Source organism: Desulfosporosinus nitroreducens, from assembly GCF_023897015.1.
Taxonomy (GTDB): domain Bacteria; phylum Bacillota; class Desulfitobacteriia; order Desulfitobacteriales; family Desulfitobacteriaceae; genus Desulfosporosinus; species Desulfosporosinus nitroreducens.
On record NZ_JAMHFY010000022.1, the window covers coordinates 15,146 to 32,804 of the forward strand.

At 40.6% G+C, this 17,659-nt stretch carries 17 protein-coding genes; 3 read left to right on the forward strand and 14 right to left on the reverse strand.

Going from position 1 to position 17,659, the window contains the following annotated elements; all coding sequences use genetic code 11:
* Positions 1 to 30: 30 nt before the first annotated feature.
* From M8E35_RS19605 to M8E35_RS19615, 3 genes are all read right to left on the reverse strand, one after another.
* A complete protein-coding gene (locus M8E35_RS19605; RefSeq protein ID WP_252471629.1) occupies positions 31 to 1,215 on the reverse strand; it encodes a pyridoxal phosphate-dependent aminotransferase in 1,185 nt (394 codons plus the stop codon).
* Between the two features lie 124 nt (positions 1,216 to 1,339).
* Positions 1,340 to 1,939 carry a DUF2238 domain-containing protein gene (locus M8E35_RS19610; protein WP_252471509.1) on the reverse strand — a complete coding sequence of 200 codons (600 nt, stop codon included), beginning with the start codon at positions 1,937 to 1,939 and terminating at the stop codon, positions 1,340 to 1,342.
* 51 nt (positions 1,940 to 1,990) lie between these two features.
* Positions 1,991 to 2,863: a glutamate mutase L gene (locus M8E35_RS19615; protein ID WP_252471511.1), complete on the reverse strand. Its 873-nt coding sequence runs from the start codon at positions 2,861 to 2,863 to the stop codon at positions 1,991 to 1,993.
* A gap of 233 nt (positions 2,864 to 3,096) precedes the next feature.
* Between M8E35_RS19615 and M8E35_RS19620 the strand changes: the two genes are divergently transcribed.
* Positions 3,097 to 3,744, forward strand: a complete 648-nt coding sequence (locus M8E35_RS19620; RefSeq protein WP_252471631.1) for a C40 family peptidase — start codon at positions 3,097 to 3,099, stop codon at positions 3,742 to 3,744.
* A 137-nt stretch (positions 3,745 to 3,881) separates the two neighbouring features.
* Here M8E35_RS19620 and M8E35_RS19625 read toward each other — a convergent pair whose 3' ends face one another.
* Positions 3,882 to 4,232 carry a GIY-YIG nuclease family protein gene (locus M8E35_RS19625; protein ID WP_252471513.1) on the reverse strand — a complete coding sequence of 117 codons (351 nt, stop codon included), beginning with the start codon at positions 4,230 to 4,232 and terminating at the stop codon, positions 3,882 to 3,884.
* Between the two features lie 4 nt (positions 4,233 to 4,236).
* Positions 4,237 to 4,716, reverse strand: coding sequence for a DUF6530 family protein (locus M8E35_RS19630; RefSeq protein ID WP_229249415.1), 480 nt, complete (start codon positions 4,714 to 4,716; stop codon positions 4,237 to 4,239).
* Positions 4,717 to 5,113: 397 nt separating this feature from the next.
* Between M8E35_RS19630 and M8E35_RS19635 the strand changes: the two genes are divergently transcribed.
* The gene (locus M8E35_RS19635; protein ID WP_252471515.1) at positions 5,114 to 5,623 is read left to right on the forward strand and encodes an RNA polymerase sigma factor; all 510 of its coding nucleotides are present in this window, start codon (positions 5,114 to 5,116) and stop codon (positions 5,621 to 5,623) included.
* 9 nt (positions 5,624 to 5,632) lie between these two features.
* Positions 5,633 to 7,141 (forward strand): LolA family protein, encoded by a 1,509-nt coding sequence (locus tag M8E35_RS19640; protein WP_252471517.1) that lies wholly within the window; start codon positions 5,633 to 5,635, stop codon positions 7,139 to 7,141.
* Positions 7,142 to 7,296: 155 nt separating this feature from the next.
* Here M8E35_RS19640 and M8E35_RS19645 read toward each other — a convergent pair whose 3' ends face one another.
* From M8E35_RS19645 to proC, 9 genes are all read right to left on the reverse strand, one after another.
* A complete protein-coding gene (locus M8E35_RS19645; RefSeq protein ID WP_252471519.1) occupies positions 7,297 to 8,160 on the reverse strand; it encodes a DUF3221 domain-containing protein in 864 nt (287 codons plus the stop codon).
* Between the two features lie 17 nt (positions 8,161 to 8,177).
* Positions 8,178 to 8,819: a YjgB family protein gene (locus M8E35_RS19650; protein WP_252471521.1), complete on the reverse strand. Its 642-nt coding sequence runs from the start codon at positions 8,817 to 8,819 to the stop codon at positions 8,178 to 8,180.
* 176 nt (positions 8,820 to 8,995) lie between these two features.
* The gene (locus M8E35_RS19655; RefSeq protein WP_252471523.1) at positions 8,996 to 9,664 is read right to left on the reverse strand and encodes a phosphatase PAP2 family protein; all 669 of its coding nucleotides are present in this window, start codon (positions 9,662 to 9,664) and stop codon (positions 8,996 to 8,998) included.
* A 41-nt stretch (positions 9,665 to 9,705) separates the two neighbouring features.
* Entirely contained in the window at positions 9,706 to 10,854 is a 1,149-nt protein-coding gene (locus M8E35_RS19660) for an MGDG synthase family glycosyltransferase (RefSeq protein ID WP_252471525.1), read from the reverse strand.
* Between the two features lie 663 nt (positions 10,855 to 11,517).
* On the reverse strand, positions 11,518 to 12,765 hold the full coding sequence (locus M8E35_RS19665) for an MFS transporter (RefSeq protein ID WP_252471527.1): 1,248 nt from the start codon (positions 12,763 to 12,765) through the stop codon (positions 11,518 to 11,520).
* 302 nt (positions 12,766 to 13,067) lie between these two features.
* Positions 13,068 to 13,742, reverse strand: coding sequence for a protein kinase family protein (locus tag M8E35_RS19670; RefSeq protein WP_252471529.1), 675 nt, complete (start codon positions 13,740 to 13,742; stop codon positions 13,068 to 13,070).
* Positions 13,743 to 13,895: 153 nt separating this feature from the next.
* Positions 13,896 to 15,146 (reverse strand): glutamate-5-semialdehyde dehydrogenase, encoded by a 1,251-nt coding sequence (locus tag M8E35_RS19675; RefSeq protein ID WP_252471531.1) that lies wholly within the window; start codon positions 15,144 to 15,146, stop codon positions 13,896 to 13,898.
* A gap of 52 nt (positions 15,147 to 15,198) precedes the next feature.
* Entirely contained in the window at positions 15,199 to 16,317 is a 1,119-nt protein-coding gene (proB, locus tag M8E35_RS19680) for a glutamate 5-kinase (protein WP_252471533.1), read from the reverse strand.
* Positions 16,314 to 17,123 (reverse strand): pyrroline-5-carboxylate reductase, encoded by an 810-nt coding sequence (gene proC, locus M8E35_RS19685; protein ID WP_252471535.1) that lies wholly within the window; start codon positions 17,121 to 17,123, stop codon positions 16,314 to 16,316. The genes proB and proC overlap by 4 nt, the downstream gene beginning before the upstream one ends.
* Between the last annotated feature and the right edge of the window lie 536 nt (positions 17,124 to 17,659).

Sequence of the window (17,659 nt, forward strand, 5' to 3'; positions counted from 1 at the left end):
TTGCTCTTATTTACACCCGGACCCACAGTCTTATTTTAGTTCTTCAATCAATGCCTTAAAGCCGGGCAGTGCTTTCACGATTGTTTCATAAGCAACACAATAGGCAATTCGGACATAACCAGGGCATCCAAATGCAGACCCAGGAACTATGAGAATATTTTTCTTATTAGCCAAACTGCAGAATTCGGCATCGTTTTCAATAGGGGATTTGACAAACATGTAAAATGCACCTTCAGGTTTTATACATTGGTAGCCATAGGACAAGAGCTCTTTATAAAGAAGTTCCCGATTCCTATTATAAGCCTCAAGATCCACCTTTGCATCCAAACATTTTACAATGACGCGCTGGAATAATGCCGGTGCGTTAACAAAACCTAAAATGCGATTTGCAATATTGGCTGCAGAAATAATATTTTCAAAATCGGTAGCTTGATCTGAAATCATCAGATAGCCTATTCTTTCGCCAGGAAGCGAAAGGGATTTGCTGTACGAGTATCCGACGATCGTATTTGCATAATATTTCGATAAGTATGGTACCTCAGCCTGATCGTAAGCAAGCTCTCGATACGGTTCATCGGCAATCAGATATATATCTGTGCTAAATTCCTTTTGCTTCTCTCTCAGTATTTCAGAAAGCTTGATTATAGTTTCTTCCGAATAGATAACCCCTGTTGGATTATTAGGAGAATTGATGATAACCGCTTTGGTTTTAGGGGTAATTTTATCCTTGAATTCTTTAAGATTCGGTTGGAAATCAATCGTATTAGGCGACACTGCAATTAATTCACCATCGAAGTTTTTGACGTAGTTTCTGTACTCTCCGAAAAATGGTGCAAAAGTAATTACCTCATCCTTTGGATTAAGTAAGGTTTTCAAAATAACATTTAACCCGCCTGCTGCGCCGACGGTCATAAGAATACTGTTATGGGTAATTGTGGTACCAAATTTATCATTGATAGATTTGGCAATCGCTGCCCTAACTTCTTCATACCCTGAATTATTCATATATCCATGAATACCTATATCATTTTTATCATTTACAATCTCTAAAATTGCCTTCTTCACTTCTTCAGGCGGTTCAACATTGGGGTTTCCAAGGCTAAAATCGAAAACATTTTCCGCACCGTAAATTCCTGCTAACCTTTTACCCTCCTCAAACATTGCCCGAATTACAGAACTGTTTTTAACCTGCTCATGCATTTTTTCTGAAATCATACCGCTCAAACCTTTCTTCTTTAACTAATATTAGAAATTGGGAGAAGTCGTATTTTTAAATTGAGAAATAAGTTCCCTTCAAGATTTCGATAAAAAATCTGATAATCCTGCCAGCACTTTATTATTAACGTTTTTTATGTTTCGAGCCGTGAAAATAATAAAAAATCGCTGTGCAAAAAGCTGCCGCAATTTTTGCAAGAAGATCCATTGAAGTGTCTTCAAGTCCGCCCTTTACCATGTTCGTCTTAAATAAATAATCCCCTACAAACTCAAACATTTCCCATAGAGTGCCTAGGGCGATTGCAACGCTAAAAGCAACAATTACTGCAAATAATCTAAATCGTTGCTCCGTAATTTCTTGTCTCTTTTCGAAAATTCCTTTTATCAAATAAAGTGCTATGATAACAGCATAGCTCCCAAATATTGCATGGAGAAATAAATCCCACCACCAAAATACTACATAGAAATTCTTGATTTCCCCCAAGAATTGTGCAAAAAAGATAAATACTAGGGCTATTGTTTGAAAGCCAGAAGGTAGAAGGATATTTCTTTGATTAGCAATACGGGTAACTATGAAAGGACTAATCAGACAAACGACAGCGAGCATCGCCAAACTTAGGTTCTTCCATTGTCTAAACGCAACATTCACAATAGCTGTATATATAAGAATTGTCTCAAAACACAATGCCATTCCAATTGACAGCTTACTGCTTCGATTATTCATTAGAGCAAGACTCCTTCCGAACGGAATCTATGGGGAGGCCTTTATCATGATCTAATTTTCCACTCCAAATGATTCACGCATTAATTGCCAAGCCGCTTTTCGGTAGGTGGCGGCTAAACTTCCCAAGGATGACATAATACAATCTTTATCTAATAAAATTGCGATTTTTTCTTCTGAAAACAGTGTACCCTCCATCCCCATAATGCTTTCCCGGAAAATTTCAAGGCCATTAGGTAACTGAGTTAGTGCCACACCTGTTCCAACAATCCACCGAATATTACTTAAATCTCTTGGCCCACAGTTTCCCGAGACACCACTATGTCGTTTTAGAGCAATTGTTATTGCGGCGGAAGTTATCTCAGCGCTAAAGACCATCTGTTCAGGTGTTTCCGGTCTGGATGTAATAAGTTTTTCCCATTCTTCTCCATGATGCTCTACGATTCTATTTTCACCAATCAGCCTTACCAAGGGTAAAGGATTAATAAGAACACCCAAATCCTCTTCAACCGTTCGTTGAGGCACTGGTCCAGAAGTTAGCGAATACAAATTTGTCGCTATCGCTCCAACATCAAGTACCAGGACTTCTCCTACTTCCTCATAGATCAGTTTAGCAGCATTCATAATAGCTTCAGTGGCCGGCAAAAACCCGCCCCTGAGAACAATTGCTCCATTCACTTTCATAGTGTGAATTTTCGGCACTGAACTTACACCATAAAAAGGTATATCCCCTAAACAACCAATAGGTCCGATATCTTTCTCTAAATCAGTAACAGCAAATTGTAACCCAGTTCGAAAATCCCCATCGTATTCAGTCCTTAGAGAGATCCCTTGCCCTAGTAAAAGTGGATTTTCCGTGTCTAGATTGGCAAATGCTTTCACAACTATTGTTTCATTACCAATTTCGGCGACTAATACCTTTTGCATACTCTCTCTCCTCACTTTGGCAACTTATTGGCATCTATTATCGTACCCCAAAAAAGAAAAAGTACCCGAAGCGGTTATTAAACCTGAAATATAGATAAGGTTATTTATGGAAGGAGAACCAACAACTTGTACTATATTTTCAGGTAGTCAGCATGTATACTTCACTGTACGAGGCCTTAAAGATAGTAAGCAACAGGAAAGGGGTAGTACTAGTGAAAAAAAGTATTTTGTTAATGACATTAGTTATAATAGCTATTATCGCCTCAGCTTCCGTAACCCAAGCTGCAACATTAAAGGCAGGATCAACAGGTTCAGAAATCAGTATGTTGCAATCAGAGCTCCAAACCTTAAATTACGATGTTGGCCCGGTGGACGGAATTTTCGGAAGTAAAACCAGAGCCGCTGTTCAGGCATTTCAACGTGACAATAATTTATTAGTGGATGGAATTGTCGGTCCACAAACACAAGAAGCCTTGAAAAAAGCAAGTATTTTAAAATCAAATACTTCGCCTCAGGAAAAAACTAACCAAATAATAAGTACAGCCAAAAGTTTCTTAGGAGTTCCCTACAAATGGGGAGGTACCACTCCTTCAGGCTTCGACTGCTCTGGCTTCACCCGTTATGTTTTTGCCAGCCAAAGTATTTCTTTGCCGCGTGTTAGCATTGATCAATATGGAGTAGGAACCCCAGTAGCCTTTAACAATCTTATTCCAGGTGACTTGGTTTTCTTTAACCTTGTCTCAGGAAAGCAAGTAAGTCATGTAGGCATCTATATTGGAGATAATCAATTTATCAGTGCAACCAGCAGTAAGGGCATTGCTATTTATAGCTTTACTCCCTATTGGGCAAATGCCTATGTAGGGGCGAAACGTATCTATTAAACATTCCTCAAATATTAAAAGCAGTGTGAAGAATTAATTTGCTAACTTAGCTTGACGAGGCAATCTTGTTTAGATGAAAGTTTAAATTTTCACCAAATAACGTCAAAGGCCACGCATACGCGTGGCCTTTGACGATTTCATTTCATATAAAACTCAACTTCTTGTTTCGCCATTTTTTCTTCCCAATCCATTTGTAACAACGCTAAATCATCTTTATAATCGGTTTTTGTTTCATCCTTGTCGTATTCGAGATTCTCTAACACCTCAATTGTGAAGCTCTCTTCCCCATATTCTTTCCATTCCTTTTGTAACTCTCGGTTAGGATAAGCACCCAATTCCAATTTGAACTTGGTGCTGTTTAGGGTCGCTCTCAAATTTTGTGTTCCTTCAATTAGATATTTATTATTGTGCTTAGACCGGATAATCAAAACTCCCATATCTGGTTTCATTTGTAGATATTGTTGTTTCAACTCTTTCTTTCTGTCCATTAGTTTAATATCCCATCTCCTTAAGAATCCTGCTTAGAGTACTCAACCGTTCCCCCATCAGCTCGTCATCAATACTGAGCGCCTGGCTGAATAACTTTATGTCTTCATTAATTTTTTCATTATCCGTACATACTGCTACTGTCATAGCGTCACCTTGTAAGCCCACCCTGTCTATGACAGGATTGTCAGTATCGTATAATTTTTCATATCGATAAGCCTCTCTGAAATGCAGTTTTGCTCTGCATATTAAAATTGCAAGATCAAGGACACGATGAAGGGGTAGTTCCTCAGACTGTCTTGACCATTTTTCTCCCGTATATCTCCATACTTTAGCTGATACATCTACCTTACCTCGATCATTCCACTGCGCTAAACCTAATGAAAGACCTTTTGCATCTGAATTATAGGCATATCTGCCATCAACATTTTCATAGTTCTCTGAAATAATAACTGGTTTATGTTTTAAAGTGGTCGGTATTTTCATTATCTCTACCTCCAAAATTTTGATCAACCTTAGTAATTTAGTAAATTACTAATTCACTGTACTTAGTATAGACTTTCTGACAAGTAAAGTCAAACAACATAAAAGACCGCCACAATTAGTGACGGTCAGATAGAACTACTTCTTCTTTTATTTAAATCGCCCCAAAGCCTGCACTGTGGTTATAAACTCTGTGATTTATCCGATAGTTGGCTTATCACTTAGCGCTGCTAATGGGATGCTATTCATGATGGACATAAGAAGCATGCCGAGAACCATAATGGTCGATCCAATAAGAGCCATCTTTTTGTATTACATAAGTAAATCCTATAGGAAATATTCTTCAACTGCGTGACGTTCTAATTCTATTTCCGTTTTAGTTAATAAGGGAGGTGAAGAAGTGTCCACGAAGAAAAATCCGTTTAATGAGCATTGCATGGAAACTTGGTACCAACAAACAGTCATAAAACTATACAGTTTTACTTACGCTCTTCTCCAGAATCGAGAAGAGGCAGAGGATATTACTCAAGAAGCCTATTTTCGCTGTCTAAGGAAAGACACGAAGAATTTTCCACCCTATCCTTATCTTAAAAAGGTAGCACGTAATCTTATTTACGATCGATATCGCCACTGGCAAAAAAACGACAGTCAAATCAAGGAACATTCCCTGTCCGAGGATGTTTCTGCCCCGGAAGAAAAATGGGTAACTCGTGCCTTGGTACAAGAACTTATGAAACAACTTCCAGAACAGTATAGTCAAGTTTTAGAGCTTCGCATTATCAAAGGGTATTCGCGCAAGGAAACGGCAGAACGCATGGAACGCAGTGAGGATGCCATTCGTGGGTTACAGTACAGAGCTCTTCAATCTTTACGGGATTTATTTAATGTCACAGATGAGAATGGAGGATAATTAATAACTATGAAAACAAACGACAACTTTGCTCAAAAGTCCCCAGAGCAAGAGTTAGACGATTTTATCAATGCTCTAAATCTGGAACGGCAACCTATTGAAAGCACCAATGAGGATGTCGCTGAACTTCAGTCACTGACTAGAAGAATCAAAAACCTGCGCCCAGCTGTTAACCCCCGCGAACAGTTTACTCTTCAGTTACAAGAAAAACTTCTAAGAGGGCCCAAACCTCAGAAAAGATTCTTGCCATGGAGTACACTTGTTTCAAGTATCTTAGTTATTATTTTCTTGATTTCCCCTTGGTCTCATTCGAACAAAGATCTTGTCTTAGCAATGGAACAGAAAGTGAAACAACTTGAAAACTATCATGGAATACTAGAAAAGACCAGTTCAAATGCCGCTGGTGAAACTCAGATCATCCAGCGAATCGAGATTTGGTCAGTGGGGAATAAATATGCAACCCGCAGCGAAGAAGGAATAGTAACGGTCAATAACGGAGAAAGTCGTTGGATAAGTCAACCGAAAAGCAGAGAAATCACTTTACTGCCTATTTACCTTGATCCGCATGATTTCGACTTACAGGAAGAAGCCTCAAGAGCTAAGCAATATCCTCACAAAATCGTAGGTGAAGAAACTATTGCCGGACATGAAGCTACTCGTATAGAAATCGAACCTCCTGGCGGGCTACCCTATTATCTGTGGATTGATACGGAAACGCATTTACCAATTCAGCTTCAGACCGCTATGCAGAAGTCCCTACAAACGACCTTTACGTTCGTGACTCTCGAAACAAACACTCAAATTCCTAATTCAACCTTCAACTATGATCCCCCTGAGGGATATCGGATAATAGATCAGAATCCTGATAAACCCGCAGTCACCTTGGCCGGAGCTATTACCATCAGTGGTCTCACTCCTCTTCAACTCTCAGAAAAACCTCAACGAATGTTTGCTTCCTCTAACCGTATCGTCTTTGACTTTATAGATACGATTGTGATTGAGTCTAAAGCAACGACTCCTTTCGTTCTCTCGCCTCTCGCAACTCTAGGGCAAGCTGAAGGAGGCCCCTTAGAAATATTGCCAGATAGTCTTCGTTGGCAGCAAAACGGACTAGAAATTCAAGTTCAGGGACAACGATCTGAGGAATTAGCAAAACAATTAACGAATAGTATTGCTATCCCCGCAGAAGGCCAAGTCCTCCCAAGTCAATCAAAAGTTAAGGTTGAAATCGATATGGAGATAGTAAAAAACAATCAACAGCAGGTTGATGCAGGAAGCAGTCCTTGGCAACTTGACCCTGCACAAGTGGCCTTTACATTCGCAGTTCTAAAAATATCCCCTGAAGGGATCCAAGGTGAACCGCCATTTGATTACAACTCCCTAAAAGTTACTTCCAATACTGGTACAGACGCCACGATTCAAATATTAGAGGGTCCGGTCAAGGTAGTTTACCTCAAACGTTTAATTCGCCAAGATCAAAGCGGCATATGGACAGTAGTTGGCTATGACCCTAGGTAACCCTGCTCGAATAAAGGCTTGTTTCTAGGCAGAATAAAGGGGTTCCCAGAAGTGTATTCTGAGAACCCCTTTATCATATTCTCCGATATAACCAAGCCCATAATGCTTGCTTTCCAAGTATTATGGGCTTGGTTTCCGGTTATTCAATCGCTTTACTAATCTAAAAAGTTGCTATTTGTTAATCGAATCATTTCTACTTTGGAATCTGCTTTGACATCCTGGTTTAACAGCGAATTATCATCCTTGTCTAAGTCAAAAATAATTAACTGCCCATCTCCAAGATCGTAAAAACCTGCAAGTTTACCTTCCCCGTGCCGACTTTCTAACTGTTTATAGTCTGAACCGTAGTTATCAAACACATCTTTGGCTATATCTCCTATTTTACTTCCCCTATTTGTCGGAAATTGTGCCGAGGTGGTCTCAATTTCGAGAACCTGTCCGGAGTCCTTTCCTACAATAACGGTAACTCCTTTATCATAGGTTCTCTTGTTCCATGACTCTGGAAAATGACCTGGCTCTTCGTGGTACTCCTCCTTAAAGACACTTCCTAATATCTCATTAACCTGACTTTGACTGTCACCAAGTTGGATTTGTCCAATGCTCGGGCGCTTATCAGTATCAGCCTGTTCATCTTTCAGTATTGTAATCTCATCAGCTGTTGCCTGAACTGGATATGATTCAGCAACTGGCCCAATGAACCTCACTTCTACTTTTAAGTTTTCCTGCAACGCATCAAAATTGGAATTCACTACATTGTCCGCAGATTTTTCATTGATCTTAGTCTTTTGGGTTACTTTAATTGAAGCCTGGTCATAAGGCTTAGAGCCTTTTTCCCCTTCGACTAAAATAGTTCCAAGAATCTCCCCTGATTGGTTCTTAGTCAACTTGATGACGGTACCAACAATATCTGTTTTATTGGTACCTTGTAAATCTCCAGGATTTTGAGAGTTAGCTAAACCGCATCCAGAAAGCATAAATATCCCTACTAAGGAAATAGCAATTAATTTAATTATTTTCATTCTCCCTCTGCAATTAGTTACCACTGTCGCCCCGGATCATCAGCCATACTGTTAACAGTACCTGCAGGATGAAGCACAAGATAATGATCCATCACTGGATCAGAATTGCTGGCAGTCGGCAGTGGGAATATAAACTCTATCTTGAATTCCGGCCCAGCTGTATATCCGATGATTTCTTCTCCATTAACTTTCACGTCATAAGCTGGAGTTCCATAAACTTCTTTTGTTTTCGCAAGAGAAAGCTGCTGCAGCTGTTTATCAAAGGATCGAACCTCAAAAATCCGGGAACCTTTGTTAAAACCAAAAACCACTGAATGTTTTGAGTAGGTAGCATAGGTCCCTTTGGCAGCAGCGACCCAATCGGTTTTATCAGGTTCCCCCCATTGACTCTTTACATCTTCTATTACGGTTGCCTTCACTGGAAAAGTACTGTTAATGACTTTCCCTTGCTCCGCTAATTGCTTCATATTCAATAATAACTCTCTCGTCGCATCTGAGGTTTGAGGTGCAGTTGACGATGAAGGGGTTTGAGCAGCAGAATCTGGTTGAATCGGCGGTTTTTCACTCTGCGAATTTGCTGGGGAGCATCCTATAACAAGGGACAAAGTGAGTGCAGCCACTATCCATTTCAAAGTCTTTCTTTTAGCTGGTATGTTCATGTTGTAAATTCTCCTCCCGAAAATTGAAGTGAAGGTATATCACCCCTTTTATGAATAGACGTGATTCATAAAGTAATTCTGACACATCACAAGCCCAATGATCATAATACACCCAGCGCCATCTTGAGTTCCGAAGCTTCAAAACTGGATAACCTTCGTTTTTAAGATAAAATCAATTAAATCTCTGATCTCTTTTTCACCATCGACCACAAGTATGGTTCCTTTAGCCATGCACGTAATCCCTCCATGTTTACGTAAAAAACCAGATCAAAAATTAAGCCGCCTAATACTATCGAGGATAAGAGATCTAAAATAACATGCTGCTTAATAAATTGGGTCGCTAAAATAATTAAGATAGCGGTGATATAAACTATAGCTACATTTAAATAATTTTTAGCAGGATACCTGTTAATCGCTTTAATCATTAAAAAGCTCAATAGAACATGAATACTTGGAAAGGCGTTAAAGGGCTGGTCATTATTATAAACAAACGCAATCAGCATAGTCAAAAAGTCATTCCCCACAAGATCGGGCCTTTGGACATTCGTTTGAAAAAAGAAATAAATCCCGTAAGATATCAATAATCCAAGATTAATAGCCAACAACGTTCGGTAATAGATTTTTTTATCTTTAAAGCAAAAGAAAGTTAACGTTCCAAATATGAAGAAATACCATGATAGATAGGGCAAAACAAATATTTTTAGAAATGGAACACCTTGGTCTAAGTCGGTAACTAAGCTATGGGTACCCCGGTTAGCATTATTGAGCAAAACATAAATAATATTCGAAATTGGAATTGACAACATTAAAAAAAGGGGCATGAGATTTTTGATTATCTTTTGCATCTCTTTTAATCTTCCTTTCGTCTGATAACTATATGCTAAAATCAACTCGTTTTTTTCTTATTTCTTGGATTCATCATTAACTCAAGCATATTATTAACAGTCTGTTCTGCGGAGTGACCGAGTAAAGCGAATGACGCTTTCTCCCGCATTTCCTCAATCTCCTGTGGATGACTCAAGAAGCGGCTAAGCAGTTCTTCCAATTCTTCTTCTGTCCCTGCAACCTTTCCCGCACCAATACGTTGCACAAAATTTGCATTATGTTCTTCTTGACCTGGTATGGGCTGATAAATCACAAGCGGTAAGTGCTTCGTCAGCGCCTCAGTAACCGTTAAGCCTCCGGCCTTGGTTACGATCAGATCAGTTACTGACATTAGTTCTTCCATGTTATCTGCGTACCCTAACCGTACCATGGGATTACGAGCCTTTGCAGCCATTTCATGCAAAGAGTTATACAATTTTTTATTATTTCCACAAACAATAATTGACTGTACCGGGACTTCTGAATCTGCAAGCTTTTTGCAAATTCTTTTTGTGCTTTCCAAACTTCCGTGCGCTCCCATTACAAGAAAGGTAGGCAGATCTTGTTTGATACCCAGCTTGGAGATAATTAACTCTCGGTCTATCTTCTTTTCAAATTTCGGACTAATTGGGATTCCTGTCACGTGTATCCGTTGCGAGAGAATTCCCTCTGTCACTAACATTTCCTTAACTTCTTCACAAGCCGCTATATAGCAATCCACACCCGGATGCACCCAATGACTGTGAACAGTGTAATCCGTAATTACGGTGATCACCGGAGCCTGGAGAATATGTTCTAGCCTCAGCTGAGCTAGAATCGAAGAAACAGTAGGATAAGTGCACACAATAAGATCCGGATTAAATTCCTGAATATATTTGAGGAAATCAGATCGACCTAATTGGTTCAAAAAACACTGAATCCTTGAATTAGGACTTAGCTTCGATGTTTGATAATAGAATTTCCCCCACAGCTTTGGTGAATGTTTGATCAACTCAAAGTAGAGTTTTTTTACCACGCTATTAAATCGCTTACTCAAAAAATCGCCGAAATCTAAATGAGTTACAATTGCCGATGGTTCCTTGATACGCAGTCCCTCGATAACTGCTTCAGCCGCCCGCAAATGTCCGTTTCCAAATGCTGCAGAAAATACGAGAATTCTTAACTCCTTCAACTCTAGGCCCCCCTCTCAATAACCTTCTTTAACAACCCTATTAGTAATATGAACCACCTAGGCTATATGGCGATGCACCTTAAGTGAACTGATTCAGCTAAATTTAAACATCGAGACTTCGGTGGGAGACTCTACCCCCACCGAAGCAGAGCACGGGGTCCCACTCCCACTTCTAGAAGCGAGAGTTTCACGATTTGATAAAAGACATTGTTTAGGTCATAACTGCATTATAAGTTTTAGTTCTTAAAATAATGTAAGGCTAATTCTTAGGAAATTCTTAAAATTAGGTTAAAAAGTCTTTGGACGATTGACTGGGATCTAAAATTGGCAATAGCAAACTCACTCATATTTACCTGACATAATAAATATGGCTAATACTAAGCTTCATGATTTAGACGTAAAATCTTTGGTTTTTAACTTCATTATTTTTATTTTTCTCTTTTTCGTTGACATAGATTTCAAGATAACGAGATAGAGAGACGGGACCTTCGGAAAAAATAAAATGAAGTTTAAAAAGGACTTGTACCACTTTTCAAGTGATCACAAGTCCTTTTTTAGTAACTTAGCGAATTTCAGTATTAATTGTTGTACTTACTCGTTAGACCCTCAATCTCATGATGTAACTCATCAAGGATTTGAAAGGATAATCCTAAATATACATTGTTACAGTTCAGGCTTTGAGATTGGCTTACCAGCCTCAATTAGCACTTTGTTACCTAGCAAGAAAAATCCCTGAATAAACAGGAGCAAGCCAGTTCCTATCAGGAGCCACTCTATTTTAATGATGTCAGCAAGTGGTCCAAACAAAAGCATCCCTAACGGCAACATCGTGCTTGCTATCATCCCTAAGACACCAAATACTCTTCCTAGAAAATTGGCCTCTACTTTCTCCTGTAATAATACCGTAGAGGGTGTATTAAAGAGCGGCAACGCAATTCCGGCTAACCCCATGATAGTTAGATAAATCCAAAAAACAGGAACAACTCCAAGGGCAAAGGTACAGACTCCAATAAGGAGGCTTGCCAGTGTCATCGAGTGAATCCTATTTTTAAAACCACCCCAAGAAGCCATAATGAGGCCACCCAAGATCATGCCGATAGAAAAGGTTATTTCGATGGCCGTTAAACGCCAAACATCGTCACCAAAACTTCGTGCAACCTGCAGCGGCGTTAAAAAGGAAACAGGTGCAATTAAAAAAAAGAAGAATGTGCAAAACAGAAAGAACCTCTTGATATACGCATGATTTTTAATGTAGTTAAAACCTTCATGCATATCACTGAAATAGCTCGTTGTTTGCTTTGCTTGGGCTTTCATATGAACAGGAACATGCAAAAACAAAAATAAAACCAAAACCGCAATGGCTGCTGTAAAAACATCTATAAAGAAAATCATTTCGATGGTAACCATGGTGAGCAGTGCACCGCTCACCATGGGAGACACCAGCATAACTATAGCTTGTATACTTCCGTTTGTTGCGTTAACCTTAGTTAGTTTATCCTCCGGTACAATTTGCGGAAGGAAGGCTCCTATCGCCGGCATTTGGATTGCTGACCCGAGAGCTCGTATGGCAGATGTCACAAAGAGCAACCATAGCGAACCATAGCCCGTCAGAAACAATATGGCTAAAACTAATGTTGATAATGCAATCATAGAATCAGAAAGAATAATCAATGTTTTTCGATTATAGCGGTCAGCCCATACCCCTGCAAACGGGGAAAGAAGCAAGGTCGGAAGAAAACCGCAAATAATGGCGATCGTCATCATCATACCTGACCGTGTTGTTAATGTGATGTGCCACATAATTGCATACTGAACCAGTGATGATCCAAAAAGTGATATGGTCTGGCTAGCCAAAAACAGGATAATATTCTTTTTCCAATCTGTATTCAAGTCTAAAATGTTTCTCTCCATCCTTTACCTCGTGAAATTCATAATGACGGAACAACATCTCTAATTCTATCACTCCAACTTTATAGGCTCTTCTGCCTGATTGCAACTTAATATATGTTATTATTTCATATCGAGTGTTTTTTATAAATGAAGGACAAGCACTTATCATATACGGATAAGGCCGATGAATCAAGAGGGAACTCAGCTAAAAGGCCGAGTTCCCTCTTGATTCATTACACATTTAATTTCTGAACCCGTGTTAGAATTCAAACTTACTTCCTCTTGGGCTTTTTTCTATAACGCTCACATTTTTGTGAATATATTCACTTACTACCCATTCGGAAAAGTACAATAACATCTTTAATAAAGTCTTGAACATTTAGACTCTCAGGCTTCGCCTGATTATACCATTTACGTACCGTCTCTATTATCCATAGCGGAAGGGCTCTTCCATCAAACAAGTGGTAATATTCCTTATATCCTTCTTTCAAGTATTCCCACCTTTTATCGTTTCCCGGTTTCATATATTCAGAGACATCCAGAAGTTTAGCTTTGCCTTCGTGGAGGAGTACGTTCTTTAAATGAATATCTCTAGGATTTAATCCTCTGCCGAGTACATAGTTTATCGCATTATCTACGTCTTCAATGACCTGCTTTGGGATATGAATGCCTTTTAAGAGACAATCGTACAGAGTTATTCCCTCTTCAAAACGAATTACTAGAAAATTAAATCCTCTGCCATAATACACAGGAAAGTACTCCGAGTGACCTAGTTTTAAATAAACCTCATTTTCTTGTTCTAACTTACCTAATTTATCATTACTAAACACTTTGAAAGCGTAGTGTGGCAAATACAAAAAACGAAATACCGCGGCATCTGTTCCTACACCTATACACTCGAATTTGTTAGAATCTCCCTTTACTGTAACAAGCTCATTTTCTCCATTAGATGTGACTTTTAATTTACTTAGTTCTTTCTCGACAATATCCCATTCCATTAAGCACACATCCTTTATCTAATGTTGCACCAGGTCTTCGCAATTCCCCTGATATGAACTTAACTATCACTGGATGTTAAAATTATCTTTTATAGAATTGTGGCAGCTGCATTAAAGGCCACCAGTAAGTTGGCGGCCTTCTATTCAAACCAGTTATTTTACTATTTGTCCATCCCCATAAACAATATATTTGATCGTAGTCAATTCTCTCAGACCCATTGGTCCACGGGCATGTAACTTTTGAGTACTTATTCCAATCTCAGCTCCAAAGCCGAATCGTCCACCGTCTGTGAAACGAGTTGATGCATTGACATAAACAGCGGCTGCATCAATTTCTCTTAAAAACCGCTGAGCCCTCGTATAATTCTCAGTGATAATAGTTTCAGAATGTTTGGTACTGTATTTGTAAATGTGATCCAGGGCACCATCAAGCCCAGACACAACTTTAACGCTTAAAATTAGGTCCAGATGTTCTGCCACCCAGTCTTCCTCTATAGCAGGAACGGCATAAGATAAGATTTCACACGTTCTAGAACAACCTTTAATTTCGACTTGATTTTTTCTAAGCTCTTCTCCAATTAGTGGGAGAAAGTTTTCTGCGACTGCATCATCTACGAGCATAGTTTCCAAGGCATTGCAGACTCCTGGATTTTGGGTCTTAGCATTTATAACAATGGGAATGGCCTTATCATAATCTGCGTCTCGATCAACAAAAGCATGACACATACCAGTTCCGGTTTCAATCACTGGTACGGTGGCATTTTGTACCACTGTTTGAATCAGCCCAGCACCCCCTCTGGGAATAATGACATCTACATAATCATTTAAACGCATCAGTTGCTGAACCCATTCCCGATTAGTCTCTGTAATCAATTGGATACATCCTGACGGCAATCCGATCTCTTCAGCAGCTTCCGCAATTACTCTTGCCAAAACCTTATTGCTTTCTAAAGCCTCCGACCCTCCCCTGAGAATGACCACATTTCCAGATTTCAGACACAAGGCAGCCGCATCGACCGTCACATTGGGTCGTGCTTCATAGATCATCGCTACAACCCCTAAAGGAACCCGAGTCTGTTGAATACGCAAGCCATTCGGACGCGTCCAAACTTCCCCTTCTCCCACAGGGTCTCGTAATGCAACAACCTCTTTAAGGGATTGACTTATCTGTGCAATGCTCGCGGAAGTCAACCTTAAACGATTGACAAGACTCTTCTTAAGACCTTTCTCTTCGGCCGCTTGAACATCGAGGCTATTTGCCTTAAGGATTTCTCCCTCATTTTTCAGGAGCGCCTCGGACATTGAGATTAACGCATCATTTTTGGACTCTGTGCTGGCAAAAGCCAACTGACGAGCCGCTTGTTTAGCTCTTTGCCCAATTTCGATTAATTCTGGGTGAAACATAAGCAGTGACCTCCCACCATTAAACTTACCTTCTTATAAATTATTCGAGTAATTAATCCACCATAAGTGTCATGTTATCACGGTGAACTACTTCTTCACCATCAAAATCTGCAATTAGTTGATGAATTTTCTCAGAATGCATTCCTTTTACCGTCTGAACTTCATCATTACTCAACTCTACGACTCCTCTGGCAATCTCCTCTCCCTGCGTATTGACAATCCGAACGATTTCTTTACGTTCCCAACTCCCCTCAGCAGCTATAATTCCTTTCGCCAGCAGACTTTTGCCTTCTTTCACAAGGGCCTTGGCAGCGCCATCATCGACTTGAATACTGCCTTCAGTTAACCCTGCATAAGCAATCCAGCGTTTCCGACCTGCAAGACGATGCTTTAATGGCTGAAAATATGTTCCCTCTGGTCCTTGACCCTTGGTCAAGAAGGTGAGTTCTCGGAGTCGCGTAAAATTCAAAAGCAGCATCCCAATTCCAAAACGAGTAGCTATTTTGGCTGCCCTAAGTTTAGTGACCATCCCTCCAGTCCCTAATAGGCTTCCAGCCCCGCTCGCCATGCTTTCAACTGCAGAGACCTCTGATACTTCTTTAATAAGCTGTGCCGACTCATCCTTTTTTGGATTGGCGGTATACAAGCCATCCACATCTGTTAAAATGACTAACAAGTCTGCACCGACAAGCCCTGCCACTAAGGCTGACAGAGTATCATTATCTCCAAAACAGAGCTCATCCACCGCAACTGTGTCGTTTTCATTAATAATAGGCACGACTTGTAAACGCAGTAATTTCTCCAGAGTATTTTGGGCGTTCCTATAGTGTGATGATTGCGCCAAATCTATACGAGATAATAAAACTTGAGCCCCTACAATACCATGCCGTTCGAGATTTCGAGTATACATCTCAATGAGCACCCCTTGACCAACTGCAGCAACGGCTTGTTTACCTGCTAAATCCCGGGGCCGAGCTTGGAGCTTCAGTTGACCCATTCCTGCAGCCACCGCACCCGAAGAAACAATAATGCACTCCACCCCATTTTCCTTTAAGGCAGCGACAACAGAGACGATCTCAGTTATCGCTTGTTCATCTAAACCGCCATGAGGATGGTTCAAACTGCTGCTCCCTATTTTCAAGACAACCCTGCGCACTTCACTTAATGTCACTCTGAATACTCTCCTTCCAAATCTTCCGCGCGCCGTGCACAAGCCTTTGCCGCATTCAGCACGGTTTCAGCCAATTTCTCATCCGTAAATACATTTAAAGCCGCATACGTCGTACCATTAGGCGAAGTCACTTCTTCACGCAGTTTTCCAGGCGATTTATCGCTTTCTGCGATCATCTTCCCCGAACCAATCAAGGTTTCAAGAACCAATATCTCAGCCTCTTCTTCGCTAAGCCCTAATTCTACGCCTGCTTTTATTAAGCTCTCGGCGAATAGATAAAAATATGCTGGCCCGCTTCCACTAATGGCTGTTAAGGCATTGATATTTTTTTCTGGAACCCACATGATCCGCCCAGTAGCCGAAAAGATCTTCTCCCCTATTTCGGCCTGTTCTTCTGTAACATTATCTCCGCGTACCAATCCAGTCATGGAATGAAGCACTGCCGTTGAAGTATTCGGCATCGCCCGTACCACAGCAACCCCTGGCAAGTATTTATAAAAGACCTTCAATGGGACACCCGCTGCCACACTAATAACCAGTTTATCCTTCAATGAAAAATCCTTCAAATCTTTAAGGACAGCTTGAACATCCTTCGGCTTTACCGCAATGATCAAGACACGAGAATCTTCCACGAGCTCCATTAATGGAGCTGCAATAACATTATATCTATCAACCAAGCCTTGGAGCCGTCCGCGATTGGAAAGATTAGTCACTCGAATCTCAAGTGAACTATTTGACTGCTTAAGACCACTGATCATAGCCTCCGCAATATTTCCCCCACCAATAAAACCAATTGACTGAGTCATTCTTTACACCCTTTCATAACCCTTTAATCTTATCAACCTTGGCCTACCTTTAATAGCATGCCAATCCAGCGATCCAGTAAACCAAACATATGTGAACGGGCATTGCCCCTACTTCCAGACTTCTAAAACCCCCATTGCCTCCTTACTTTCACGACCCCCAAGAATAAATCTAAGAACCGTCCCCACGTCCCCCCCGTTCCCACCCCCGTCGACCAGAAAGAAAGGGGACAATTGCTTAGTGAACCCATTCGTGGGTGTTCACGCTAAAGCGAGTGCCGATGCTGAAGGGCCAATTTCGCCCAGGTTCACATCCTGCGCCACCCAGAGGTTGGCGAAATTCCTTCAGCATCTAACGCCAGTGAACGGGAACGTGGGTGAACGGGCAATTTCCCCTGACTTTCACAGACCCCAAAGACGAACCCAAGACCGTCCCCACGTCCCCCTCATTCCCACCCCCGATCGACCAGAAAGAAGGGGGACAATTGCTTAGTGAACCCATTCGTGGGTGTTCACGCTAAAGCGAGTGCCGATGCTGA